Origin of the sequence: Microbulbifer sp. YPW16 (assembly GCF_021290385.1) — a bacterium.
GTDB lineage: Bacteria > Pseudomonadota > Gammaproteobacteria > Pseudomonadales > Cellvibrionaceae > Microbulbifer > Microbulbifer zhoushanensis.
The window spans coordinates 2,757,267-2,781,123 of sequence record NZ_CP089928.1; the positions used below are offsets into that span (position 1 = coordinate 2,757,267).

21 protein-coding genes are annotated in these 23,857 nt (G+C 58.5%); 20 read left to right on the top strand and 1 reads right to left on the bottom strand.

All coding sequences use genetic code 11. The annotated features are described in order from the left end of the window. Positions 1–45 precede the first annotated feature (45 nt). The 17 genes from LVE68_RS11885 (at position 46) to LVE68_RS11965 (ending at position 17,273) form a co-directional block, all read left to right on the top strand. A complete protein-coding gene (locus tag LVE68_RS11885) occupies positions 46–498 on the top strand; it encodes a DUF4426 domain-containing protein (RefSeq protein ID WP_232940619.1) in 453 nt (150 codons plus the stop codon). Between the two features lie 137 nt (positions 499–635). After that, positions 636–1,262 carry an RdgB/HAM1 family non-canonical purine NTP pyrophosphatase gene (gene rdgB, locus LVE68_RS11890; RefSeq protein WP_232940621.1) on the top strand — a complete coding sequence of 209 codons (627 nt, stop codon included), beginning with the start codon at positions 636–638 and terminating at the stop codon, positions 1,260–1,262. 2 nt (positions 1,263–1,264) lie between these two features. Then, on the top strand, positions 1,265–2,479 hold the full coding sequence (gene hemW, locus LVE68_RS11895) for a radical SAM family heme chaperone HemW (RefSeq protein ID WP_232940623.1): 1,215 nt from the start codon (positions 1,265–1,267) through the stop codon (positions 2,477–2,479). A 240-nt stretch (positions 2,480–2,719) separates the two neighbouring features. Then, positions 2,720–3,049, top strand: coding sequence for a thioredoxin TrxA (gene trxA, locus LVE68_RS11900; protein ID WP_232940624.1), 330 nt, complete (start codon positions 2,720–2,722; stop codon positions 3,047–3,049). Positions 3,050–3,455: 406 nt separating this feature from the next. Next, on the top strand, positions 3,456–4,715 hold the full coding sequence (gene rho, locus LVE68_RS11905; RefSeq protein WP_232940625.1) for a transcription termination factor Rho: 1,260 nt from the start codon (positions 3,456–3,458) through the stop codon (positions 4,713–4,715). Positions 4,716–4,997: 282 nt separating this feature from the next. Beyond that, positions 4,998–5,267 carry an RNA recognition motif domain-containing protein gene (locus LVE68_RS11910; RefSeq protein WP_232940626.1) on the top strand — a complete coding sequence of 90 codons (270 nt, stop codon included), beginning with the start codon at positions 4,998–5,000 and terminating at the stop codon, positions 5,265–5,267. 149 nt (positions 5,268–5,416) lie between these two features. After that, positions 5,417–6,880, top strand: coding sequence for a 4-hydroxy-3-polyprenylbenzoate decarboxylase (gene ubiD / locus LVE68_RS11915; RefSeq protein WP_232940627.1), 1,464 nt, complete (start codon positions 5,417–5,419; stop codon positions 6,878–6,880). Positions 6,881–6,919: 39 nt separating this feature from the next. Beyond that, positions 6,920–7,321 (top strand): hypothetical protein, encoded by a 402-nt coding sequence (locus tag LVE68_RS11920; RefSeq protein ID WP_232940628.1) that lies wholly within the window; start codon positions 6,920–6,922, stop codon positions 7,319–7,321. 514 nt (positions 7,322–7,835) lie between these two features. Further along, positions 7,836–8,129 carry a hypothetical protein gene (locus LVE68_RS11925; RefSeq protein WP_232940629.1) on the top strand — a complete coding sequence of 98 codons (294 nt, stop codon included), beginning with the start codon at positions 7,836–7,838 and terminating at the stop codon, positions 8,127–8,129. 97 nt (positions 8,130–8,226) lie between these two features. Beyond that, positions 8,227–8,691, top strand: coding sequence for a hypothetical protein (locus LVE68_RS11930; RefSeq protein ID WP_232940630.1), 465 nt, complete (start codon positions 8,227–8,229; stop codon positions 8,689–8,691). A 481-nt stretch (positions 8,692–9,172) separates the two neighbouring features. Next, positions 9,173–10,729, top strand: a complete 1,557-nt coding sequence (locus LVE68_RS11935) for a transposase (protein WP_232940126.1) — start codon at positions 9,173–9,175, stop codon at positions 10,727–10,729. Positions 10,730–10,910: 181 nt separating this feature from the next. Further along, the gene (locus LVE68_RS11940; protein ID WP_232940631.1) at positions 10,911–11,249 is read left to right on the top strand and encodes a ribonuclease E inhibitor RraB; all 339 of its coding nucleotides are present in this window, start codon (positions 10,911–10,913) and stop codon (positions 11,247–11,249) included. Between the two features lie 99 nt (positions 11,250–11,348). Next, positions 11,349–11,825: a cupin domain-containing protein gene (locus LVE68_RS11945; RefSeq protein ID WP_232940632.1), complete on the top strand. Its 477-nt coding sequence runs from the start codon at positions 11,349–11,351 to the stop codon at positions 11,823–11,825. Between the two features lie 72 nt (positions 11,826–11,897). Then, the gene (locus LVE68_RS11950) at positions 11,898–12,170 is read left to right on the top strand and encodes a hypothetical protein (protein ID WP_232940633.1); all 273 of its coding nucleotides are present in this window, start codon (positions 11,898–11,900) and stop codon (positions 12,168–12,170) included. A gap of 1,093 nt (positions 12,171–13,263) precedes the next feature. Further along, positions 13,264–13,890: an isochorismate family cysteine hydrolase YcaC gene (gene ycaC / locus LVE68_RS11955; protein ID WP_232940634.1), complete on the top strand. Its 627-nt coding sequence runs from the start codon at positions 13,264–13,266 to the stop codon at positions 13,888–13,890. A 145-nt stretch (positions 13,891–14,035) separates the two neighbouring features. Further along, positions 14,036–15,799, top strand: coding sequence for an amidohydrolase (locus LVE68_RS11960; RefSeq protein ID WP_232940635.1), 1,764 nt, complete (start codon positions 14,036–14,038; stop codon positions 15,797–15,799). Positions 15,800–15,860: 61 nt separating this feature from the next. After that, positions 15,861–17,273 carry an alginate export family protein gene (locus tag LVE68_RS11965; RefSeq protein ID WP_232940636.1) on the top strand — a complete coding sequence of 471 codons (1,413 nt, stop codon included), beginning with the start codon at positions 15,861–15,863 and terminating at the stop codon, positions 17,271–17,273. Positions 17,274–17,561: 288 nt separating this feature from the next. Here LVE68_RS11965 and LVE68_RS11970 read toward each other — a convergent pair whose 3' ends face one another. Continuing rightward, entirely contained in the window at positions 17,562–18,668 is a 1,107-nt protein-coding gene (locus LVE68_RS11970; protein ID WP_232940637.1) for a MipA/OmpV family protein, read from the bottom strand. Positions 18,669–19,077: 409 nt separating this feature from the next. Here LVE68_RS11970 and LVE68_RS11975 point away from each other — a divergent pair, with 409 nt between their 5' ends. The 3 genes from LVE68_RS11975 to LVE68_RS11985 all read left to right on the top strand — a co-directional run bounded on the left by LVE68_RS11975 (position 19,078) and on the right by LVE68_RS11985 (position 23,855). Beyond that, positions 19,078–20,151 (top strand): efflux RND transporter periplasmic adaptor subunit, encoded by a 1,074-nt coding sequence (locus tag LVE68_RS11975; protein WP_232940638.1) that lies wholly within the window; start codon positions 19,078–19,080, stop codon positions 20,149–20,151. A 4-nt stretch (positions 20,152–20,155) separates the two neighbouring features. Continuing rightward, a complete protein-coding gene (locus LVE68_RS11980; protein ID WP_232940639.1) occupies positions 20,156–23,302 on the top strand; it encodes an efflux RND transporter permease subunit in 3,147 nt (1,048 codons plus the stop codon). 115 nt (positions 23,303–23,417) lie between these two features. Continuing rightward, a complete protein-coding gene (locus LVE68_RS11985) occupies positions 23,418–23,855 on the top strand; it encodes a hypothetical protein (RefSeq protein WP_232940640.1) in 438 nt (145 codons plus the stop codon). The last annotated feature ends 2 nt before the right edge of the window (positions 23,856–23,857 follow it).

A 23,857-nucleotide genomic window follows, 5' to 3' on the forward strand; every position in this document is an offset into this window, starting at 1 on the left:
CCGGGCCACGCAGACCGCGCACCGCAGGTGACAGAGGAGGTGAACGTGAAACGCATCTTAGCCGCAGTGGGCGCCGCCGTGCTGCTGTTCTGGGCTGCCAGCGCCGCGGCGCAGGAAGCCAAGATCATCAAGAGCCATGAGGATTTCGGTGACTACCGGGTGATCTATTCGGTATTCAACAGCGATTTCATCAAACCGGAGATTGCGCAGAACTACCAGTTGGTGCGCGCCGGTGACCGCGCCTTCGTCAATGTGTCGGTGGTGAAAAAAGACGGCGGCACCAAGGGGCTGGCCTCCGAGATGTCGGGAACCGCCAGCAACCTGATGCAACAGTCGCGCAACCTGGAATTCACCGAGATTCGCGACGGGGATGCAGTTTATTACCTGGCACCCCTGCGTTTCGAGGATGAAGAGGTGCTGACGTTCAATGTGAATGTCAAACTGCCCGATGGCCGCACCGAGACCATTACTTTCCGGCGCAAGCTGGAGCGCGGCTGAAGGCCGGCCATTCCCGACGGCGTTACCTGGAAAGCAAGCAAAGCGAGCGCCTGGCGCTCGCTTTTACGTTGCGCTACCGCATCGACGGTGGCGGTAGCCGCATACCGGCAATAAAAGACAAATCCTGGAATTCCTGAATGTTTGACAAGATCGTGCTGGCCAGTGGCAATGCCGGCAAGTTACGCGAATTTTCCCAGCTTTTCTCAAGCTGGGACATCGAGGTGGCACCGCAGTCCGATTTCGATGTGCCGGAGGCCGATGAAACCGGCCTCAGCTTTATCGAGAACGCCCTGATCAAGGCGCGCCATGCCAGCCGCATCAGCGGGTTACCGGCGCTTGCCGATGACTCAGGCCTGGCGGTGGACGCACTTGGCGGTGCACCGGGCATCTATTCGGCCCGCTACGCAGGCAGTGACGCCAGTGACGCGGACAACAACCGCAAGCTCCTGGAGGCGCTGGCGGATGTGCCCGACGAGCGCCGGGGAGCGAGCTTCCATTGTGCCCTGGCGTTCGTGCGTTCCCATGACGACCCGGTACCGCTGGTGTGCAGTGCGCGCTGGAGCGGGCGTATCCTGCGGGAGCCGGCCGGGGAGCAGGGCTTTGGTTACGACCCGCTGTTCTATGTGGAAGAGCAGGGCTGCAGTTCCGCGGAGCTGCCGCGCGAGGTGAAAAACCGCATCAGTCACCGCGCCCGGGCGGTGCAGCAGTTCGGGCAACTCTGGCAGGAATTGATGGGGCGTGAACAGATAAAGGGTGGGAACTGAAGTTGGCGGAAGAGCGTGACAAGCTGCTGGCGCTGCCGCCGCTGAGCCTCTATGTGCATATTCCCTGGTGTGTGCGCAAATGCCCCTACTGCGACTTCAATTCCCACGCCGCCGGCGAAACGCTGCCTGAGACGGAATACGTGGCGCAGCTGGAGCGTGACCTGCGCAGCCAGCGGCTGTGGGCGCAGGGGCGCCGGTTGCAGAGCATCTTCTTCGGCGGTGGCACCCCGAGCCTGTTCTCGCCGCAGGCCATCGGTGCCATTCTCGCCGCTGCGGAGCGGGAAGTAGGCTTTGCGGATGATATCGAGATCACCCTGGAGGCAAACCCGGGCACCTTCGAGCAGGCCAAGTTCGCCGGCTACCGCGCCGCCGGGGTCAACCGGCTGTCGATCGGGGTGCAGAGCTTCGATACGCAACAGCTGGATAACCTGGGCCGGATCCACTCCGGCAGCGAGGCCGAGGGCGCGCTGGAAATGGCACGCCGGGCGGGCTTCGACAATATCAACCTGGACCTGATGCACGGCCTGCCGCAGCAGTCCGAGGAAGAGGCGCTGGCGGACCTGCGCCGGGCGGTGTCACTGGCGCCGGAGCATATCTCCTGGTATCAGCTGACCATCGAGCCCAATACTGCCTTTTACAGTGCGCCGCCGGTGGTGCCGGGTCCCGCCCATATTGTCTCCATGCAGGGTTCCGGCCGCGAGTACCTGGCGCTGCAGGGCTACGGCCGCTACGAGGTGTCCGCCTACTGCCAGGCGGGGCTGGAGTCCCGCCACAACCTCAATTACTGGTCCTTTGGCGACTACCTGGGCATCGGCGCCGGTGCCCACGGCAAGGTCACGCTGCCCGGGGAGGGGCGGATACTGCGTAGCCGCCGCACCCGTGCCCCCCGGCACTATTTAGCGCTTCCGCGGGCCGCAGGCGCTGAAGCGCTACCGCTGGCTAACGGCGAGGATGCGCTGGAGTTGCCGCTGGTGGAGGCCGTGGCCACCGAGGAGTTGCCGCTGGAGTTCCTGATGAATGCGTTGCGACTGGTCCGAGGCGTGCCGGTGGGGAGCTTCGCCCCCTATACCGGGCTGCCGCTGGCGGTGCTGGAGCGCCAGTGGCCATCGCTTGAGCAACTGCAGCTGGTACAGCCACTGGGGCCGCGCATCGCCGCCAGCACCTTCGGCTTCGACTACCTTGACGAGATCCTGCAGCGGTTCCTGGAACAGCCCTGAGCGAACCTGCAACCAGCCCTGAGCCAACCGGGAACCCGCCCCGGGGACCAGGGGCCATAATTGAACCAGTGGGCAGGCCTGCAGTTGACGGGCTTGAAACCGGCACCTGTGCCCCCATCTAGGGGGGAAACGGTGCCCCGGGGCCATCCCTTGCGGGTGGGGCCGGGCAGTCCTTATCATGTGCCGGCACCCCGCCGCGGGGTCGACCGCACCGAGTAACCCAGAGAACAGGAAAGCAATATGAGCGATAACGCTATTGTCAATGTCACCGACGCCGAATTCGAAGCCGAGGTTCTGAAGGCCGAGGGCCCGGTACTGGTAGATTTCTGGGCGCAATGGTGCGGCCCCTGCAAGATGATCGCTCCGGTACTGGAAGACCTGGCCGGTCACTACGGCGACAAGCTGAAGATCGTCAAGGTCGACGTGGATGCCAACAAGGAATCCCCGGCCAAGTACAATGTCCGCGGTATCCCGACCTTGCTGCTGTTCAAGGGCGGCAATGTGGAAGGCACCAAGGTCGGCGCCCTGTCCCGCGCCCAGCTGACCGAGTTTATCGACAGCCAGCTGTAAGGCTGGCCCCCTGGCCGGGATTGCCCGGCCGCCCCGTCCTGCGGGGGGCAAATACCCCTTGCAGGATGGCATTCTGCCGTTATACTGGCTATCATTCTTGAAACCGCTCCGACGAGCCAACTAACTGATCTGGACCGAGCTGAACCAAGTCGCCCCTCCGCAAGGTTACAGACCCCCCGGCGCACAAACTCCTCGAGTTGAACTTTTCTGAAGCTGAGCTGCCCGATTAGCTGGCTTGAGAGCGGTATGATTTCCCCTGATGTTGTCGCGTTCGCGGCAAACCTGATTTCGGCCATAACCTGGGCATCCAAGCGTGGGCAAGATAGAACAGATTTCTCAAACCCCTCCTAAAAAATCAGGCGCGTCCGCGCCAATTGAAAACAGAAACGTTAATAAAGCAATTGGTATGAATCTTTCCGAATTAAAAACCAAACCCATTGAAGAGCTGATTGAAATTGCCAAGGGCATGGGCCTCGAAAACCTGGCCCGCTCGCGCAAGCAGGACATTATCTTCAACATCCTCAAGCGTCACGCGAAGAGCGGTGAAGATATCTACGGCGACGGTGTCCTGGAAATCCTGCAGGATGGTTTTGGTTTTTTGCGCTCTGCCGACTCTTCCTACCTGGCGGGCCCCGACGACATCTATGTGTCCCCCAGCCAGATCCGGCGCTTTAACCTGCGTACCGGTGACTCCATTGCCGGCAAGATCCGGCCGCCGAAAGAGGGCGAGCGCTACTTCGCGCTGCTGAAAGTCAGCGAGATCAACTTCGACAAGCCGGAAAACGCCCGCAGCAAGATCCTCTTCGAAAACCTCACCCCGCTGTTCCCCAACAACCGCCTGACCCTCGAGTGTGGCAACGGTTCCTCCGAGGACCTGATTGGCCGCATCATCGACCTGGTGGCGCCGATCGGCAAGGGCCAGCGCGGGCTGATCGTGGCACCGCCCAAGGCCGGTAAGACCATCATGTTGCAGAACATGGCCCAGGCCATCACCCGCAACAACCCGGAGTGCCACCTGATCGTCCTGCTGATCGACGAGCGCCCGGAAGAAGTCACCGAGATGCAGCGCTCCGTCCGCGGTGAGGTCGTGGCCTCCACCTTCGACGAGCCGCCGGCGCGCCACGTCCAGGTGGCCGAGATGGTGATCGAGAAGGCCAAGCGCCTGGTGGAGCACAAGAAGGACGTGGTGATCCTGCTGGACTCCATCACCCGCCTGGCGCGCGCGTACAACACTACCGTACCGAGTTCCGGCAAGGTCCTGACCGGCGGTGTGGACGCCCACGCACTGGAGCGCCCCAAGCGCTTCTTCGGTGCCGCGCGTAACATCGAAGAGGGCGGCAGCCTGTCGATCATCGCCACCGCGCTGGTGGATACCGGCTCCAAGATGGACGAAGTGATCTTCGAGGAGTTCAAGGGTACCGGTAACATGGAACTGCAGCTGGACCGCAAGATCGCCGAGAAGCGCGTCTACCCGGCCATCAATGTGCGCCGCTCCGGCACCCGCCGTGAGGAGCTGCTGATGCCGGAAGGCGAGCTGCAGCGGGTCTGGATCCTGCGCAAGCTGCTGCACGATATGGAAGATATGGCGGCCACCGAGTTCCTGATCGACAAGCTGAAGGACTTCAAGACCAACGATGAATTCTTCCTGTCCATGAAACGGAAATAATAGCGATTCACAATCGGGCACCTGAGCGGGTGCCCGCTTTGAATACGCGACGAAATTGGCGATTATTTACGCCGATTTGTATTGAAAAGGCGAGCCGTTAGGCATATAAAGTCCCACATTGTGGCGCTGGATGTGTATTGAACGAACGACGCCCGACCGAATTGGCCCAAGCCAGTCATTTTGTGGCAGGCGACAGGGGTCAATCTCAGATGGATGATCTGGTGGAGCTGGTTATCCATTTGTGACTTGCACGACAGCCCACATACTCAGTGAGAACTTTTTGTGAATATCTATATTGGAAATCTGGCCTACGCGGTAACCTCCGAAGACCTGCAGGACGCTTTTGGCGCTTTCGGGGAAATCTCTCGCGCGACTGTAATCACCGACCGGGAGACTGGCCGCTCTAAAGGTTTCGGTTTCGTTGAAATGCCGAACGACGACGAAGCTCGTAAGGCGATCGAGGAAATGAATGATCAACCGCTGTCTGGCCGTAACATCCGTGTTAACGAAGCCAAGCCGCGCGAAGATCGTCCGCGTCGTCCCCGCTTCTAAGCTGATTCTGGCTTAAGAATTTTACGGCCCGCCCCCCGGCGGGTCGTTTCCCCCTCTCTCCCCAGCACCCGTTTCCACCGGGCTGCCATTCCCCATTTTGTGCCGAGTCCTTTACACTGGCGTGGTTTGAAACCGATGTCAGGACCTGCATGAAATACAAAGACCTGCGCGACTTTATCAAGCGGCTGGAAAAACGCGGCCTGCTCAAGCGCATCAAGCACCCGGTAGACCCGAACCTGGAAATGACCGAAATTGCCGACCGTGTCCTGCGGGCCGGCGGACCGGCACTCCTGTTCGAGAACCCGGTTGGTTTCGATACGCCGGTACTGGCCAACCTGTTCGGCACCCCCGAGCGGGTTGCCCTGGGTATGGGCCGCGAGAGCGTGCGCGAGCTGCGCGAGGTGGGCGAATTGCTGGCTTTCCTCAAGGAGCCGCAGCCCCCGGAAAGCCTGCGCGATGCCTGGGAAAAGCTGCCGGTGTTCAAGCAGGTGCTCAATATGGGCCCCCGGGTGGTGAAGAACGCACCCTGCCAGCAGGTGGCGCTGACCGGCGAGGATGTCGACCTGTACCGGCTGCCGATCCAGACCTGCTGGCCCGGCGACGCCGCTCCCCTGGTGACCTGGCCCCTGGTCATTACCCGCGGCCCGGAGAAGAAGCGCCAGAACCTGGGCATCTACCGCATGCAGCTGATTGGCAAAAAGCGGCTGATCATGCGCTGGCTGTCCCACCGTGGCGGCGCGCTGGATTTCCGTGACTGGTGCCAGCGCAACCCCGGCAAGCCCTACCCGGTGGCTGTGGCCCTGGGGGCCGATCCCGCCACCATCCTCGGTGCCGTGACCCCGGTGCCCGACACCCTGTCGGAATACGCCTTCGCCGGCCTGCTGCGCGGCGACAAGACCGAGGTGGCGGATGCCGGCCTGAGCGACCTGCAGGTACCCGCCAGTGCCGAGTATGTGCTGGAGGGCTTCATCTACCCGGACGACATGGCCGACGAGGGCCCCTACGGCGACCATACCGGTTACTACAACGAGGTGGATCGTTTCCCCGTGTTCACGGTGGAGAAAATCACCCACCGCAAGGACCCCATCTACCACAGCACCTATACCGGTCGCCCGCCGGACGAGCCCGCCGTGCTGGGCGAGGCCCTGAACGAGGTGTTCGTGCCCATCCTGAAGAAGCAGTTCCCCGAGATCGAAGACTTCTACCTGCCCCCGGAGGGCTGTTCCTACCGGCTGGCGGTGGTCAGCATGAAGAAGCAGTATCCCGGCCACGCCAAGCGGGTGATGATGGGCGTGTGGTCCTTCCTGCGCCAGTTTATGTACACCAAGTTTGTGATCGTCACCGACGACGACGTAAACACCCGCGACTGGAACGACGTGATCTGGGCCATGACCACCCGCATGGACCCGGCACGGGACACGGTGATGGTGGAGAACACACCCATCGATTACCTGGACTTCGCCTCGCCGGTATCCGGCCTGGGCTCCAAGATCGGCTTTGATGCCACCAACAAGTGGCCCGGCGAGACCGACCGCGAGTGGGGCCGGCCCATCGAGCGTGACCCGGACGTGGTCCAGAAGGTAGACCAGATGTGGGACAAGCTCGGGCTCTGATCCCCCGCACTCACCATAGGCATTCCCAGGGAGGGGAACATGCAAGTCATCAAGACCATCCGCCCGGGCCAGCCGGGCGCCCGCCGATTCGAGCACCGCTTTGGCAAGCGACTCTGCGCCGTTCGCTACCGCGAGTCCACCTGTGGCGAGAAAATCCTCACTACCGTCGAACTTGTGATCGATGAACGGGCAAAGCCTGCACCCGGGGTGTCGCTGGCCGCTGTGCAAGCACACGACCGTGCCGAGCCGGTCGCCCTGTCAGTCGGCCGCGAAGAACTCGCCATGCGCAGGCTGGTCAAGCAGGCCGGGGCCCGCTGGAGTGCCAGAGGCAAAGCCTGGATCCTGAAACGGGAGATGGCCGTAACACTGGGACTATCACACCGGATGGTCGAGGGGCTGGCGGACGAATGTACCGATATAGATACCAGCGTTGAACTGTAGCATGGCCATATCTGCCCATTTATGGCTACATATAGGCATACATGGTCATATGTACCCATATGCCCAGATATGACCATGCCTAAGAATTAACTGTTAGATTTTGTCGGCCTCGGAGTGATTGGCTTTTGGACTTTACCAGAATCTAACACCTGTATAGAAATACAGTAACGAAATATAAATTAACTGGGCCAGTGGAATTACTTCTAAAAGGAAGATGACGAGCAAAAATTTTCTATGTTACCGTGAAGCGTTGCTTCCGCTCGCAAGCACGAGTGGTTGCGGACGTAAGCCTCACTTCACGGCAAGGCATTTTGCTGCATCTACTATCCCTTCCAGTAGTAACTTCACTTCCACACAGTTCGATAGGCCTTGCTTAAGCAGTGGCAATTTTACCCAGAGGTGAACCACAATGCTTTACAGTTCTATCTGGCTTAAATCTAACAAGACGCCGAACGAGTTCCTGCAAAAAGCGCAGGACTCGTTGGCTGTTCGTTAATGTGATCAACCTGTACCAATGAAAAAGTACGTAACTATTACACTTGGGTTACTTTTATCCTTATCCGTAGCTTTGAATATCATACAAGCTCGATCTCAGATGAAAGCGTATGACATTAGCTATGGTGATTTAGCCAAATCGCAAACTCTGAATAACAGGATTCTTTCTCTGTTGGAAAGCGGGGAGATTGAAATGGCAAAAATTGCGCTGGAGAGAAAAATTGGGATGAACGAGAAAATACTCTCCATTTGTATGTCAGAAAACTGTTCATCCAGAGCGAGAGAAATATTGAGTGCCAACCCATCACAATAACAAGCGCAGGAACAATCGGCCACTTCGTGGCCTGGACCTCCAAACCGCTACGCGGTTTTCCGGCCTGTGCTGCGAGCGTTATGCAAAAGGAAAGATAATGAAAAATTTACTTGCCGTGGTGTTAGTTTTTGTGTCGCTAATTAGTTCTTCAGCTTATTCTGAGGAATTACACATAAAATCGAACAAAGTTGACGTAAAGCTTTTGAGTGATCCAGATAGTTGGACCTATGAGATTTTGGTGAATGGTGAATCTGCGCTAAAGGACGATGGGCAAATCTTGAGTTTTATGTTTAACGAAAGTAACGATTCATACTTTTGGGGAAATAAAGAGTATCTGATTGTTCAGGTAACTACTGGCGGCAGCGGCTGTCCAGCATTTTTTAGAATTTTAGACCCGAGTAAGGATAAGAATAGTCTTACAGAAGAGTTTGGCACGTGCAGTGATACTCCAAAAATTTCGGAAAGCGAGAATGGTCTAATGTTCTCATTCCCTACCCGTGAACCAAATGTCAGTCGGGTATGGAAGTACGAAAATGGAGTGTTGAGTGAAAAACCTGCATAACAATCGCAGGCAATATGCTCCAGCCCTACGGGCTTCCGCGGGACGGCCTACGCTACGCTCCGGCCGCCCTTGCTGCGGGCGTTATATTTCTTAAGAGATGACTGAGCTAATAGAGATACACGGAGAGCAATGGAAAATTGCCGACATTCAAGACAATGTTGAGTGGGCTAGGCAGCAAGAGTGGCTCTTAAAAAAATATGACATCACAGACGATCATGAGCATTGTCTTATTTGCTACTGGACTATCTTCGCCTCTGATAATGAGGAGGAGTCAACGGGGTATTTTTATGGGGGTAGCACTTGGCTGTGTACCGAGTGCTATACAAAGTTTGTGCAAAAAATATAACAAGCAAAGGCAGCATCGCCCTTCGGGCTGGACGCGCTAACGCGCGCCGCTGCTGTGGGCGTTCTGGCTGTAGAAAAACTCTTAAAATATAGTGTTTTTTGATAGAATTGGCAGGTCGAAAAGGGGAATCCCGCCATGCCAAACTTCAAGCGGTACAATTACAACCAGGACGCGATGGTTGTGATCAATTTCGAAGAGCAATTGCAGCCGAATACCTTCGAATTTACCCTCCACCACCTGATCGATGACCATATCGACCTGTCTGCCTTCTACGAAAAGTACCAGAATGACGCCGGTGGTCGATCGGCTTACGATCCCGCCATTCTGTTAAAGATCATCCTGTTCGCATACTCCAAGGGCATCACCTCCAGCCGCGAGATCCAGTGGCAATGTGAGCACAATATCATCTTCAAGGCGCTTTCCTGCGATTCAGTGCCGCACTTCACCAGTATCGCCAGCTTTGTCAGCAGTTACCCGGATGCGATCGAGTCGATCTTTGAGCAGGTACTGATGGTATGTGACCAGGAGGGACTGCTGGGCAACGAGCTGTTTGCGATTGATGGTTGCAAGATGCCGTCGAATGCCAGTAAGGAGCACTCCGGTACATTCAAGGAACTCGAGCAAAAGCAGGCCAAGATCCGCAAGAAGATCCGGCACTGCATCAAGGAACACAAGAAGCTGGATGGCCGCAAGCCCGCCGAGCGGGAGCGCAAGCAGCGACTGGCGCAGGCGACGGATACGCTCAAGCAGCACTTCGAGAAGATAGACAAGTTCCTAAAGACGCAAGCCCCAAGGATGGGGCAAGGCAAGACCCCGAAAGAAGTCAAAAGTAATATCACCGACAATGAGTCGGCCAAGATGACCACCAGCAAGGGCACCATCCAGGGGTACAACGGTGTCGCCGCAGTGGACAAGAAACACCAGATCATTGTCGAGGCGCAGGCTTTCGGCGAGGGCCAGGAATACCATACGCTCAAGCCCATGCTGGATGGTCTCACCGCACACTACCGGAAAGCCGGCATCCATCCGGACATCCTCGCCGATGGCACCATCGTGACCGCCGATACTGGTTTCTCCAACGAGGGCAATAATGCCTATCTGAAAGAGGAAGGCATCAACGCCTATATCCCCGACAACCAGTTCCGCTCGCGGGACAAGGCGTTCGCCAAACAAAAAGAAAAGTATGGCAAGCGTCATCGCGATACCCTGGTGGGCGTCAAGCAGGTGATTCCTGCCAGGGAATTCACCTTCGATAAGCGCCGCAAGACCTGTATCTGCCCAGCCGGTAAAGAACTGCTTCTCTACAGGGAGGAGCAAGTCAGTGAGGGCAAGCGCAAGCTGTTCTTTGAGGGCCGCCTGACTGACTGCCGCCACTGTCACCTCAAACACCAGTGCATGCGCAACCCCGGTTCTGCCGATACCCGCGACGGCCACGGCCGGCAGGTGTCCACCACCTGGACCAATGGCCGCACGGCGACCGACTGGATGAAAAAGCGCGTCGACAGTATCGCGGGAAAGACGATCTATAGTCACCGGATGTCGGTGGTAGAGCCGGTGTTCGGTAATATTGGTACCAATAAACGGCTAGGCCGTTTCTCTTTACGTGGTCGTGAGAAGGTCCAGGGGCAATGGCGTATGTTCTGCCTGGTGCATAACATTGAGAAGTTGATGAGATACGGGGCGATCCACTGATTCACAGGGATATCCACACTCGTCTGCGCAAAAGAGGCCCTTAATACGTGCAATGAGTGATTATGTAAAACGGATGTGTTTAAATCGTGATCATTAAACTTATAAGAAAGAGAGCCGATGGGATATCAGGTTGTCATCCTGTTTTTCTACAGGCTCGTTATGCATCAATAAGGAGAAAATAATGAGTTGGCCAAATGATGTACATGGAGATGTTTTTAGATCGATAGAAAAAGAAGGTTTTGATTTCAGCCAAGAGGTGGAAATAGACTTTCAGCTCGAATTTGAGCATTGGCCACTAAGCAAAGACGAAAAGAACTTTATTTCTGAAAGCTTTGCGGGTGTAGTATTTATCGATCCAGATGAAGAGGATATTGAACTTGGAGAGGGAATTGGTTACGCCCAATTCCAGTTGACGAATAAATTGACCTATGAGTTCGTTATCTCGACCTTAGAAGAATCAACTAAGAAAGCCGCACATATTGGAGGTCGTTGTGAGTATTGGGGCGTCATGTTTGAATAATGCATAACAAGCGGTTGTGGGCGCCGCGAAAAGCGCGGCTGGGACAGCTTACACTACGCTCCAGCCGCCCCTAAACCGGACGTTATGCCCAAGGGAGATATGGAAATCATGTACCTATCGGCGAGAGAAATTGAACAGCTTGAGGGTGTCGAGAAACAGCACTTTTTGTATCCCGAGGGTGTCAGAATCAATAAATCTCTGGGTGATGCGGTCGGACTCCAGAAGATGGGCGTGCACCAAGTCTCTGTTCCCGCTGGCCACTACTCGACGGAGTACCATGTTCATCATTATGAAGAAGAGTGCATTTTCATTTTGTCTGGTAGTGGTGTGGCGACTTTGGGGTATGAGCGGCAACGAGGGAACGCTGGTGATTTCATCGGCTGCCCCATCAATGGTAAGGCACACGATATGTTCAACGATGGTGTCGAGCCCCTCGTTTGTTTGGTTATTGGGCAACGTCTCGATCAGGATGTGACTGATTATTCGAGGCTCGGTAAAAGATTGTTCCGGAATAGCGGTGAGTGGACGGTAGTGGAGCACTCCGACATCCAAACAATCAAAAGTATAAAGGCATAACAAGTCATGGCACTCGGACGGCCGCAAAGCGGCCGCCGGTGCTTCAGCGTTAAAAGCTAAAGGGAACCTTCGGTGAACAAGGAAGACCTTTCCCCAGAAGACCAAGCCTACTACAAGCGTTTTGAGTTCAAGCCGTTACGAGTATTGCTTTATCTGCTGGCGGTAATTTACTTGGTGTTTGTTTATGCAGTCGGTGGTTCCCAATTCAGCGGAGGCTTTTTCAGCGGCGCGGTCGGAACCTTTGTTCTGATTCAGGGTATCGATCTCTCTCAAAGACGACTGATCTTCATTGGCGGATTCCTGACAGTTGTGAGCGTCTTCCAGACAATATCGTCGCTGTTGTAGTGACTACCGAGTGCTTTGTTCAAAAGCCTTTAACAAATAGTTGTAGTACATTTCGGGCCTGGGGCCCTACACCGGACGCCCATTTCGCTGCGCTACACGGGGCTGCTAAACACGGGCGTTATGCGCTTGAGTAACTGAAATATTGAGAGCGTATAAATTGAAGTTGTGGAGATGGGAAAAAGGTAGGCAGAATACCGGCTATGAAAAGCTTTTCGTGCTCGGTTCGAAATGGCCAATGCCTTTTGATTGTTATCTTCTGAGATTCAGAGAAGGTGCAGAAATTCCACCCCATAAGGATAGGGTTAGTTCAGGTAGCCACTACCGATTGAATGTAGTTATAAAAAAGGCAAATTCTGGTGGTGAGTTTCTGTGTGATTCGCCAATTTTTGAGAATTCGAGGGTAAAGTACTTCCGTCCAGACCTGTCAGAGCATTCAGTATCAAGGGTGGTTTCAGGTACACGTTATGTGCTCAGCCTCGGTTGGGTGCGGCACGCATAACAAGGCGCAGCATTCGCCCGCAAAAAAGCGTGGCCTGCGATGTCCTGCACTCCGCTTCACTTCACTCTCGGTTGTCGATCACCATCAGAGTATGAAAGCTGACAGACATAAAGTGTCTCCGAAAGTGGTAGCAGATTACCAGCCTATACTGGGCGTTAATAACCCAGGCTCCGAGGGGATGGCGCCGAACACGGCTTAAAGAAAGTAGGTCCAGTATTAAGTGCGTCATGCCCCAAACTTTTTCGGTTAGTCTCCGGGGCAGTTTCCCACCTAAGATTAACTATCTGCTCGACCGAGAGCTCATCCTTGCCGTTATGACAAGAGTCGATCTGTTGGCGTTGGATATGCACTTGCGTAGGTCCCGATACATTCAAAGAAGCTCAGTGGCACCGTTTTCTCTCAAAGAGCGCGCTGTTGGGATTGCCAGTCGATACCGAATGGCGTGCCGATTAACCGGAATAGGAGGCGAAATAATCGCTGCCAGACTGAGTGAATTAAAGCTATCCCTAGTGCTGAAAACTGTGCCGGCTAAAGCACTGTTCGAAAGAACCTCGGCTAGTATGTGAGCATCACGAAAGCCAGTGGAATTCGAACATGAACAAGCCTTACGTAAAGCTCGATAAGAATGATGCAGCTGTTCTCCTTGTAGATCACCAGTCCGGCCTGATGTCACTGGTGCGTGACATCGAACCTGACATGTTCAAGAACAATGTGCTGGCCCTTGCCGACCTGACAGAATACTTCAAACTGCCGGCAATTTTGACGACAAGCTTTGAGGATGGGCCGAATGGTCCCCTGGTCCCAGAACTGAAAGAGAAATTTCCCGGCGCGCCATTTATTGCCAGGCCGGGCCAGATCAATGCCTGGGACAATGAGGACTTCGTCAAGGCTGTAAAAGCCACGGGCAAGAAGCAGCTGATCATTGCGGGAATTGTCACCGAAGTCTGTGTGGCGTTTCCGGCATTGTCCGCGATTGAGGAGGGATTCGAGGTGTTTGTTGTGACAGATGCGTCGGGGACCTTTAACGAGCTGACTCGCCACTCGGCGTGGAACCGGATGACGCAGGCCGGTGCGCAACTGATGACATGGTTCGGCCTCGCCTGTGAATTACACCGGGACTGGCGCAACGATGTAGAAGGTCTTGCCACACTGTTTAGCAACCATATCCCGGATTATCGCAACCTGATGACCAGCTATGACAGGGCGGGTTCAGGAAAGTAGAGGATCCTTGTGGCGAGGTGAATTTATCCTGCTTGCCTCGAGCCCCCGAAATAGCGGGCTTTGGAGTGGTGTAACCGGGGCATGGTTGGCACCGCTTGTGGCAATGGCCTGGTAACGCTGTCCTGGCGCGACGGAGACAAATATCGTGAAATCGGTAGCTTACTTTCTGCTGGCAATTTGCGCGGGCTATGCGGGTACGACGCTGGGTGCGCCCGACCTGATTGTCACCAACGCGAAGGTGACAAGCTTCAGTGGTGGCGACAACCTCACCGCCTTTGCTGTCAAGGATGGTGTCTTCACTGAAGTCAGTGAAAATGCCGACGAACTGCTGGCAAAGAAGGGCAAGGACACAAAGGTCATTGATGCCGGTGGGCGCCGCGTAATCCCGGGACTCAACGACTCCCATGTGCACGCCGTCAGGGGTGGGCGTTTTTACAACACCGAGACCCGCTGGGAGGGCGTGGAAAGCCTGGAAGAAGGGCTGGAGATGATCAGCGAACAGGCCAGGCGTACCCCGGAAGGCCAGTGGGTGCGGGTGATCGGCGGCTGGTCCCCCTACCAGTTCAGGGAAAAGCGCATGCCCACAGTGGCGGAGATTAACCAGGCTGCGCCTGATACCCCGGTATTTGTGCTTTTCCTGTACTCCGGTGGGATTCTCAACAAGGCGGGTATGAAAGCCCTGGGCGTCAACCGCGACAGTGTGGCCCCCGAGGGAAGCCGCTATGAGCGGGACGACCAGGGTAACCCCACCGGGAGACTCATCGCTGATCCCAACCCGATGATCCTCTACCGGACCATTGGTGCACTGCCAGCACTGAATGCGGAGCAGCAATACAATTCCTCGGTCCAGTTTTATCGCCACCTGCTCAGCCTGGGCGAGACAAGCTCGGTGGATGCAGGGGGAGGCGGCCACCAGTTCCCGGATGACTATAAAGCCTCCACCAAAATGGCAAAAGATGGGGAGCTACCCGTGCGGATCTCTGCTTACCTGTTCCCCCAGGAGCCCGGCAAGGAACTGGCGCAGTTCAAAAAGTGGATGGCCAATTACGATCACGACCAGAACCTTCACAGCGGCCACGAAAATGGCTATGTGGTAGAGGGTGGCGGTGAGTTCCTGGTCTGGTCCGCGGCTGACTATGAGAACTTCACCTCGGCGCGGCCGGACCTGAAGGAGAACGCGGAAGAGGAGCTGGAGGCGGTGGTGCGTCTGCACGTAAAGCAGGGTTGGCCATTCAGGCTCCACGCTACCTACGACGAATCCATTGGCCATATTCTCAACGTGCTGGAGAAGGTGAACAAGACCCAGCCACTCAACAAGGTCCGCTGGGCCATCGACCATGCGGAGACCGTCTCGGACAAGAACCTCGAGCGGATCAAGGCCCTTGGTGGCGGGGTCGCGGTACAGGGCCGTATGGCCTTTGCCGGGGAGTACTTCATTGACCGCTACGGCAAAGAAGCCGCAGGTCGCGCGCCGCCGATCCGCAAGATGCTGGAGATGGGTATCCCGGTGGGGCTTGGCACCGACGGCACCCGTGTGGCCAGCTTCAACCCCTGGGTGACCTACTACTGGGTTGTTTCCGGCCGAACTGTTGGCGGAACCGAGTTATACGGTAAGGACAATCGCCTGGACCGCAAGACGGCACTGAAGCTGTTTACCAGAGGGTCCGCCTGGTTCTCCGGTGAGGAGGACAGCAAGGGGGATATCGCGCCGGGAATGGTGGCCGATTTTGCCATCCTCGATCAGGATATATTCGAGGTGGACGAGCGCAAGCTGCTGGATACCCGGGCCGACCTGACCGCAGTCAATGGTGAAGTTCGGTACGCCTCCGAGGCGTTCCCGGAATACCACCAGCCGCCGACAAAAGCCCTGCCCGAGTGGTCACCGGTGAACAGCATGGAGAGGCGCTAGCTGATAGTCCAGCGCCGCCGACGAACATTCGCTTTGCACCCATCCTACAGAGCTGGCGCGGATGCGTAGTTCCGGGAAGATGCACTTTCTATCCACCGGATTCGCTACCATTTCCCTGCTGTTGAGCGTGGGGGGAATGGCGGATTCCAGTGGCCTGCCCCCGATAGAAAAATTACGCTACCAGGAGGACTATTCCGAACTGGCGAATAGGCCGCCCGCATCCTGCTGGCCGGACTGCTGGAAGTATATCCCGCTTGGAAATCGCTCCGGCCGCTACCTGACCATCGGCGGCGAGGTGCGACAGCGCTACGAGTACACCGACAACCCCACCTTCGGTGAGGACGAGCAGGACAAGCATGGCGTCTGGCTCCAGCGCTATTCACTGCTCGGCGACCTGCACTGGAATCGACACCTGCGCTTCTTCGGCCAGCTCACCAGCGCGCTGGAAGCCGGTCGCGCCGCCGGCCCGAGCCCCGTGGATGAAGACGAGCTGGAGTGGCAGAACGCATTCCTGGAACTGGGGCGGGAGACCCGCGCCGGCCGTGAAGCCACACTGCGCCTCGGCCGGCAGGAGATGGTATTGGGCTCTGGTCGGCTTGTTGATGTCCGCGAGGGACCGAACGTCCGGCGAACCTTCGACGGTGGCAGGGGGTTCGTCATCGACAGCCGCTGGCGTATCGACCTGCTGGCTGCTCGACCCCGCCGGGACCTGCGGGGTGTTTTTGATGACGATAGCAATAACAACCAGGCGCTGTGGGGCATCTACAGCGTATTACAGCAGCCGTTGCCCTTCCCGGGTGACCTGGATCTCTACTACCTGGGGTACGAAAATGAGGGCTCCACCTACGTGCAGGGGACTGCGCATGAGGATCGCCATTCCCTTGGCGCCCGTTACTGGGGCGAGGCAGGCAACTGGCGCTGGAACTGGGAGGCGCTCTACCAGTTTGGGCACTTTGGTCAGGGAGATATCAGCGCCTGGACCCTGGCGACCGAAACGACACGCCGATGGCAAGCCGTTCACCTGCAGCCGGCACTGAAGCTGAGCATTAATGTTGCCAGTGGTGACAGCGACCCGGACGACGATGACCTGGGCACCTTCAATCCGCTCTATCCCCGGGGGAACTACTTTTCCGAAGCTGCGGTTTTTGGTCCGCGCAACTTTTATAACTTTCACGTGTTTCTCTACCTACAGCCTTCAGAGAAACTGGCGTTTACAACTGACCTGAACCTTTTCTGGCGCCTGGAGAAGGAAGACGGGCTCTACAGCCCCAGCGGGCAGATAGTCCGGGGGCCCAACGGCAGTGACAACCATTTTGCGTTCACCGCGCTGTCACTGACTGCCGAATACACGTTCCGCCGCGGGCTGGCATTTACCGCGATTTACACCCATGGCAATCCGGAAAAGTTCCTGCGTGAAGCCGGGCCGTCCGAGGATATCGGGTTTACCGAAATTACATTGCAGTATCGGTTCTGATACTGGTCCGGGTGAACCCCTGCTTCGGGAAGCGCTTCGCTGTTCGGGGTGATCGGGCATTCCAGGCGGTGCCTGGTCTTATTGTTGTGGACGCGAAATTAGTATTAATCGCCCGGTCGCTGCCAGGCGCAACTTGCCCGGGATCGGGCAAAGGCCGAGGAGAGCGACTGTTATGCCCCTCATCGTTGGCTGCGCAGGCGAGGATAAAAGCGGGAGAGGGAAAACCTGCAAGCATGCCCCGGGTTCCCCGGGGCATGCTGAAGCTACTGTGGGCCCGTGTTCCCGGCGTTAAAAAGCGTAAGTGACGGCACCAAAGCCCTTGATCACACGGTCATCGTCGACAATCGGGCTGTCGGTGATGTCACTGCCCAGGTCTTCCACGCCGACACTGAGTATCACCCGCCAGTTTTCGGTAATCTCATACAGGCCGCCAAGGCCAACCTCGACGGTGACGGTGTCGCCCACGTTGTAAGCCGGGCGGGCCGGCGTAGCCGCGGAAACGGGAACACCAAAGTCATAGTCGGCCAGGTCGCTGCTCAGCCAGTTGACGCCCAGTTCCGGTGACAGGCGCAGCTTGCCGAACTGGAAACCGCGGGATACCCGCGCCACTGCACTGCCACCGCCGATCTGGTCCAGCACATCGTGCTCATAACCCAGGTCGAACTCGAAACCGTTGGGGCCCTCGTAAACCAGGCCCAGGCCCGCCATCAGCGTGCTGTCGCGATCGCCCAGGCCCTCCAGGAAGTCGGAGTCGTCCTCTTCGTAGGCACCGACACGATAAGTCGCCGTGATTGCCAGGCGCAGGGTGTCGCTGCCCAGGATGCCGTAACGCAGCGCCGGGCCTATCCACTGTAACCGGTCACCGAAATAGGTGATGGCGGGAATCGGCTGCACCACAGTGGTGTCGGAACCCACATACGGGCTGCTGCGGGTGATCACGCCCAGGCCCACGCCCCACTGGCCTGACTCGCCGAGAATCTCGTATAGCTCGATTTTGACTTCGTTGGGCCGGTCCTGCGCTACGTAGAAACTTGCCTGCTGGAAGCTGGGGGGGCCCTTGGGCTGGTAGTTGTTGGACAGGCCGATGCGCTCCCGGGGGATGCCGATAAAGTTGCGGTCAAGCGCCCGGTTATTGTTCGAGTCGAGGTACACGAGCACCGCGACCTCGCCGGCAGGGGCATCGGGAATCACGTAATTCTGCCCGGGCTGGATGTCATAGCGCACCTCGCGCGCGGGACGCCGGAAATCACCAAAAGCATCCGGGTCATCGTAAACCTGCAGTACGACCACTCCCTCTGGCGGCAGGTTTTGCATGCGAACATTAATATCGGCTGCGCTGGCAGTCGCGGATGCGAGCAACGAGAACAGCAGTGAAAGTACGGCTGGTTGTTTCATAAGCAGAGGTGGTCCCGGGAATTCCAACTTCTATGTACGCAGAGGCTGAAGAAGCAGATGACTGTTAATGCGGACCGCGCTCGCAGTGAATCACAGCCCGCAATCCGTTTGTCATTGCCTTCCTGCGGTGTGTCGCCCGTTGGCGCTTCAACATGCACCATGTAACAGTGTAGGAGTTTCACAATACCCCCAATGCAGAGTCTTCCATCGGCTTTGCTCCGGTGACCGGTTCGCATTGGGGGTTGCGCACGCGCAGGTAAGGGGACTTAACCCATCCGGGCGCGTTCAGCGTAGGGAAGGGAGAGGGCAGCTGCATGGCCGGGGCGGCCGAATTAGTGAAATCGGGAATATTTCGCAGTAGTCTGGACTTCTCATTGACTGATAATCAAAAAACTTCTGTGGAGCTAACTTGAAAACTGTCCAACGAGGACGCTTCTGCCGCCAGCGGGGCGTTGCCACCGGTGTTGCATTACTGGCTATCACCCTGCTGACCGGGTGCGAACCGGCTGCCGAGTCTCCCGGGGAGCGGGAGCAGCCCCGGGCCCAGCCGGTGGTGACGGAAACCGTGGCATGGCAGCCGCGGCTGGTCCGGGTCGAGGCCGTTGGTACCTCCCGTGCGGACAAGAGTGTCACCCTGTACCCGGAAGTGAGTGGTGAGGTGGTGGAGGTGAGCCTCAAGGCCGGCGACCGGGTCGCGGCGGGCCAGACCATCGTGCAGCTGGACCAGCGCGACCAGCGCCTGGCGGTGCAGCTCGCGCGGGTGGCACTGGAAGATGCCAAACGGCTGTACAGCCGCTACCAGCGCACCCGGGACTCCGGCGCGGTGACCGAGAACGCCGTGGACGATGCCCGCAGTGCAGTCGAGCGCGCCCGGCTGAACCTGGACCGGGCCGAAGTGGCGCTGGACCATCGCTCGATCGAGGCGCCCTTCGACGGCTATATCGGCATTAGCAACATCGACCCCGGTGCGCGGGTCGATCCCTCCACAGAGATCACCACCATCGATGACCGCAGCACGCTGCTGGTGACTTTCCAGGTGCCCGAGTTGTTTCACGGCCAGATCGACGAGGGGCAGCCGATCTCGGTATCCGCCTGGTCCAACGGCGACCCCGGCCACCAGGGTGAGGTGATCGATATCGACAGCCGGGTGAGCCCGCAGACCCGCACCTTCACGGTGCGGGCGCGGGTTGATAACGGCGACGACCGGCTGCGCCCGGGCATGAGCTTCCGGGTAACCCTGAAGCTGGCGGCGGGCCGTTACCCGGTGGTACCGGAAGTGGCGCTGCAGTGGGGCAATGATGGCGCCTTTGTCTGGGCCGTGGACGGCAGTGGCAAGGTGCGCCGCGTGCCGGCCACGGTGGTGCAGCGGCTGCAGGGTGCCATCCTGGTGGATTCCGACCTGCCCGAGGGGATGTCGGTTGTGACCGAGGGCACCCAGCGAATGCGCGAGGGCATGCCGGTGGCCAATATGGCGAGGTTGTAATCCCATGAGCAATGATTCCACTCGCGACAGGGATTCCGCAGTGAACCAGGACGCCGGGCCACACCGGGGTGACCTGGCCTCCCTGGCGATCCGCCGCCCGGTACTGGTGCTGGTGCTCAACCTGTTGATTGCCATTGCCGGTATCGCCGCATTCAGTGCGGTGGAAGTGCGCGAGCTGCCGGATGTGGATGTACCGGTGGTATCGATCCGCGGTGAGATGCCCGGCGCTTCCCCGGAGACCATGGATTCCGAGGTCACCAGCATTGTCGAGGGGGCGGTGGCGCGGGTCTCCGGCATCAGGAATATCCAGTCCTCCAGCGAGGAGAACAATTTCCGTATCCATGTCGAGTTCAACACCAATGTGGACCTGGATACCGCCGCCGCCGATGTGCGCGAAGCGGTGAACCAGGCCCAGCGGGACCTGCCCCAGGACGTGGAGCGGCTGGTGGTGGTCAAGGCCGCCGACCAGCCGGAGCCGGTGATCAACCTGGCGGTAACCAGCGAGCGCCTGCGTGATGAGGCGCTCACCTACATCATCGAGAAAGACATCGTTCCGGAGCTGATCTCGATTCCCGGCGTTGCCGATGTGCCCATCTCCGGCCAGCGCCAGCGCGTCCTGCGGGTGGTGCTGGACCCGCTGCGCCTCACCAGTTTTGGCCTGTCAGTGAGTGACGTGGCGGCGGTACTGGAGCAGGCACCGCTGGATGTACCCTCCGGCAGTTTCCGCTCGGAGGACCAGCAACTGCTGGTGCGCACCGACGCGTCGACGGTGACCGAGGAACAGGTGCGCGATATCGTGATCAGCGGCACTACCCGCATTGGCGATGTGGCGCACGTGGCGTTCGGGCCCGAGGATGTGCAGTCGCTGGTGTACCTGAACAACCGGCCGGTAATCGGCCTGGGTATCGTGCGCCAGGCGCAGAGCAATACCATCGATATCAGCGAGGACGTGCGGCGGGTAATCGACAGCCTGAACCTGCGCTTCGACAATCTCGAAATCACCGTGACCGAGGACCGGGCGGTATTTATCCAGGGTTCGGTGCGGGAGGTGGTTACCAGCCTGTGCTTCACCATCGCCATCGTGATTGCCGCCATCTGGCTGTTCTTTGGCAATATCCGCACCACCCTGGTCCCCAGCACCGCCATTCCCATCGCCCTGGTGGGCACCCTGGCGGGTATCTGGTTGATGGGCTTTTCCATCAACATCCTGACCCTGCTGGCGATTGTGCTGGCCACCGGCCTGGTGGTGGATGACGCGATTGTGGTGCTCGAGAATATCCAGCGGCGCCGCGCCCAGGGCCTCGGGGCCCGGGCGGCCGCGGTGCTGGGTACACGCCAGGTGATCTTTGCCGTACTGGCCACCACGGCGGTGCTGGTCAGTGTGTTTATCCCCATTTCGCTGCTGCCCAGTACCGCCGGGCGCATGTTCCGCGAGTTCGGGCTGGTGCTGGCCACGGCGGTGGCGCTGTCCTCGGTGGTGGCGCTGACTCTGGTGCCGATGCTCACCGCGCGTATTACCCGGGATGAGCGGCAACAGCGTCCGCACCCGGTCTACGAGCGCCTGGTGGGTATTGGTGGGCGTATCGCGAACGCTTACCAGCGCAGCCTGGTCGCCTGCCTGCGCCATGCCCGGTTGAGCTTCGCGGTGGCGCTGATGCTCGCAGTGGGCGCGGGCGGGCTCTACCTGGTGCTGGGCAAGGAATTGCTGCCATCGGAAGATCGCGGGCTGATCCGCGTCGATGCCACCGGCCCGGATGGCGTGGGGCAGAATTACATTGCCCGCCAGGCGGAACATATCGAGGATGTGGTGCGACCGCTGGTGGAGCGCGGCGATGCCACCGATATCATTACGTTGATCGGGCGCTACGACCCCAACCGGGCCCGGGTGACCCTGCCCCTGGCGGACTGGGAGGAGCGGGAGATCTCCCAGCAGGCACTGGCCGGGGAAATTGCCGGGCCGCTGGCACAGATACCCGGCGCCCGAATTCGCGTCAGCAGCCCCAACAGCCTGTCCCTGCGCGGCGGTGGCGGCGGGATCGAGATTGCCCTGGTGGGCAATGACTACAACCGCATCTACCAGGCCGCCCGGGAGATGGCCCGCGCCATTGAGGACCGGCTGCCCCACCTGAGCCAGCCGGATATCAGTTACCGGCCCACCCAGCCGCAGCTGTCGATCGAGATCGATCGTCGCCGTGCGGCGGACCTGGGGGTGCCGCTGGAAAATATTGCCGTAACCCTGCGGGCAGTGGTCGATGGGCTGGATGTGGTGGACCTGAATGTGGGCGACCAGGCCGTACCGATCATGCTGGAGGCCGCCAACACCACCGTCTCGTCACCGGAGGACCTGGTAAACCTCTATGTGAAGAGCAGCAGCGGCGAGCTGCTGCCGCTGTCGAGTATGGTCAGCCTGCGCGAGGAGAGCGTGGCCGCGGAGCTGGACCGGCACGGCCAGCGTCGCGCGATCGAGATCGATATGGGGCTGGCTCCGGGCTACCCGCTGGCAAGCGCGGTGGAGGAATTGCGTGCCCTGGGAAGCGAGATCCTGCCGCAGGATGTCGGCATCCTGTTCCAGGGCGAGGCCGATACCCTGGAAGAGAGCTCCCGCGAGGTGGCGATGACCTATGCCATCGCCGCCCTGGTGGTATTCCTGGTGCTGTGCGCCCAGTTTGAGGGCATCAGCAGTGCCGTGATCGTCATGACCACGGTACCGTTCGGGCTGGCCGCGGCGGTCTACGCGCTGTTCCTCACCGGTACCACGGTGAACATCTTCTCCCAGATCGGGCTGGTGATGCTGATTGGCCTGATGGCCAAGAACGGCATCCTGCTGGTGGAGTTCGCGGACCAGCTGCGCGACCGTGGCCACAGTGTGTACGAGGCGATTACCGAGGCGGCACAGGTGCGCCTGCGCCCCATCGCCATGACCATGCTCTCTACGGTGCTGGGCGGGCTGCCGCTGATCCTGAGTAGCGGTCCCGGCGCCGAGGCGCGCGGTGCGATCGGCTGGGTGATGTTCGGTGGCCTGGGGCTGGCGGCGCTGTTTACCCTCTACCTGACCCCGGTGGTTTACCTGGGGCTGGGGCGCTTCCACAAGCCGCGCTCGGTGGAGAGCAGCAGGCTGGAGGAAGAGCTGCAGGCGGCTACCGGCAATTAAGTCGGGCCTGGAATTTTGCCCTGGTGCCGGCGGTGGTTTTCCTGTCGCCGGTAGTTTTCTCTACCTGGACCTTTCCCCGGGACAGGAACAGGCTGGTTGATAGCGGGAGGTGGCCATGGCCAGTAAAAATCCGGGCGGGCTGAACGCAAACGGCTGGGTGACTTTTCTCGCCCATTTCCTGTTTATCCTCGCGGCCTGGACCGTTTTCATCAAGTATCTCTTTCCCATCGGTTACGCGCTGGCGAACGGCGAGCCATGGATGCGCTACATATACTGGGATTTCTGGCCGGTGATCCATGTGTGGCTGGGTTGGGCGTTGCTGGTGCGGCCCACTTACCTCTACCGTCTTGCGCTGGTGGTGTCGCTGGTGGAGATACTGATTATTGGCACCAAGTTCGCCCAGTTTCTCGTGCAACCCGAATGGTCTATCTGGCGCACCAACTGGTTTGTAAACAAGGTGTTCGTACTGGCCTGTTTTATCCTGTTGCTGGCCACGGCGTTACTGAAACCAGCCTCCCTTGAAACCCGAGCCCTTAAAACCAGAGTCCCTTAAAA

Excerpts from the sequence above, each read along its gene's own strand:
- rdgB (WP_232940621.1), top strand. The coding sequence starts at position 636 with ATGTTTGACAAGATCGTGCTGGCCAGTGGCAATGCCGGCAAGTTACGC.
- trxA (WP_232940624.1), top strand. The coding sequence starts at position 2,720 with ATGAGCGATAACGCTATTGTCAATGTCACCGACGCCGAATTCGAAGCC.
- rho (WP_232940625.1), top strand. The coding sequence starts at position 3,456 with ATGAATCTTTCCGAATTAAAAACCAAACCCATTGAAGAGCTGATTGAA.
- ubiD (WP_232940627.1), top strand. The coding sequence starts at position 5,417 with ATGAAATACAAAGACCTGCGCGACTTTATCAAGCGGCTGGAAAAACGC.
- LVE68_RS11920 (WP_232940628.1), top strand. The coding sequence starts at position 6,920 with ATGCAAGTCATCAAGACCATCCGCCCGGGCCAGCCGGGCGCCCGCCGA.
- LVE68_RS11925 (WP_232940629.1), top strand. The coding sequence starts at position 7,836 with ATGAAAAAGTACGTAACTATTACACTTGGGTTACTTTTATCCTTATCC.
- LVE68_RS11930 (WP_232940630.1), top strand. The coding sequence starts at position 8,227 with ATGAAAAATTTACTTGCCGTGGTGTTAGTTTTTGTGTCGCTAATTAGT.
- LVE68_RS11935 (WP_232940126.1), top strand. The coding sequence starts at position 9,173 with ATGCCAAACTTCAAGCGGTACAATTACAACCAGGACGCGATGGTTGTG.
- LVE68_RS11940 (WP_232940631.1), top strand. The coding sequence starts at position 10,911 with ATGAGTTGGCCAAATGATGTACATGGAGATGTTTTTAGATCGATAGAA.
- LVE68_RS11945 (WP_232940632.1), top strand. The coding sequence starts at position 11,349 with ATGGAAATCATGTACCTATCGGCGAGAGAAATTGAACAGCTTGAGGGT.
- ycaC (WP_232940634.1), top strand. The coding sequence starts at position 13,264 with ATGAACAAGCCTTACGTAAAGCTCGATAAGAATGATGCAGCTGTTCTC.
- LVE68_RS11965 (WP_232940636.1), top strand. The coding sequence starts at position 15,861 with ATGCGTAGTTCCGGGAAGATGCACTTTCTATCCACCGGATTCGCTACC.
- LVE68_RS11970 (WP_232940637.1), bottom strand. The coding sequence starts at position 18,668 with ATGAAACAACCAGCCGTACTTTCACTGCTGTTCTCGTTGCTCGCATCC.
- LVE68_RS11980 (WP_232940639.1), top strand. The coding sequence starts at position 20,156 with ATGAGCAATGATTCCACTCGCGACAGGGATTCCGCAGTGAACCAGGAC.
- LVE68_RS11985 (WP_232940640.1), top strand. The coding sequence starts at position 23,418 with ATGGCCAGTAAAAATCCGGGCGGGCTGAACGCAAACGGCTGGGTGACT.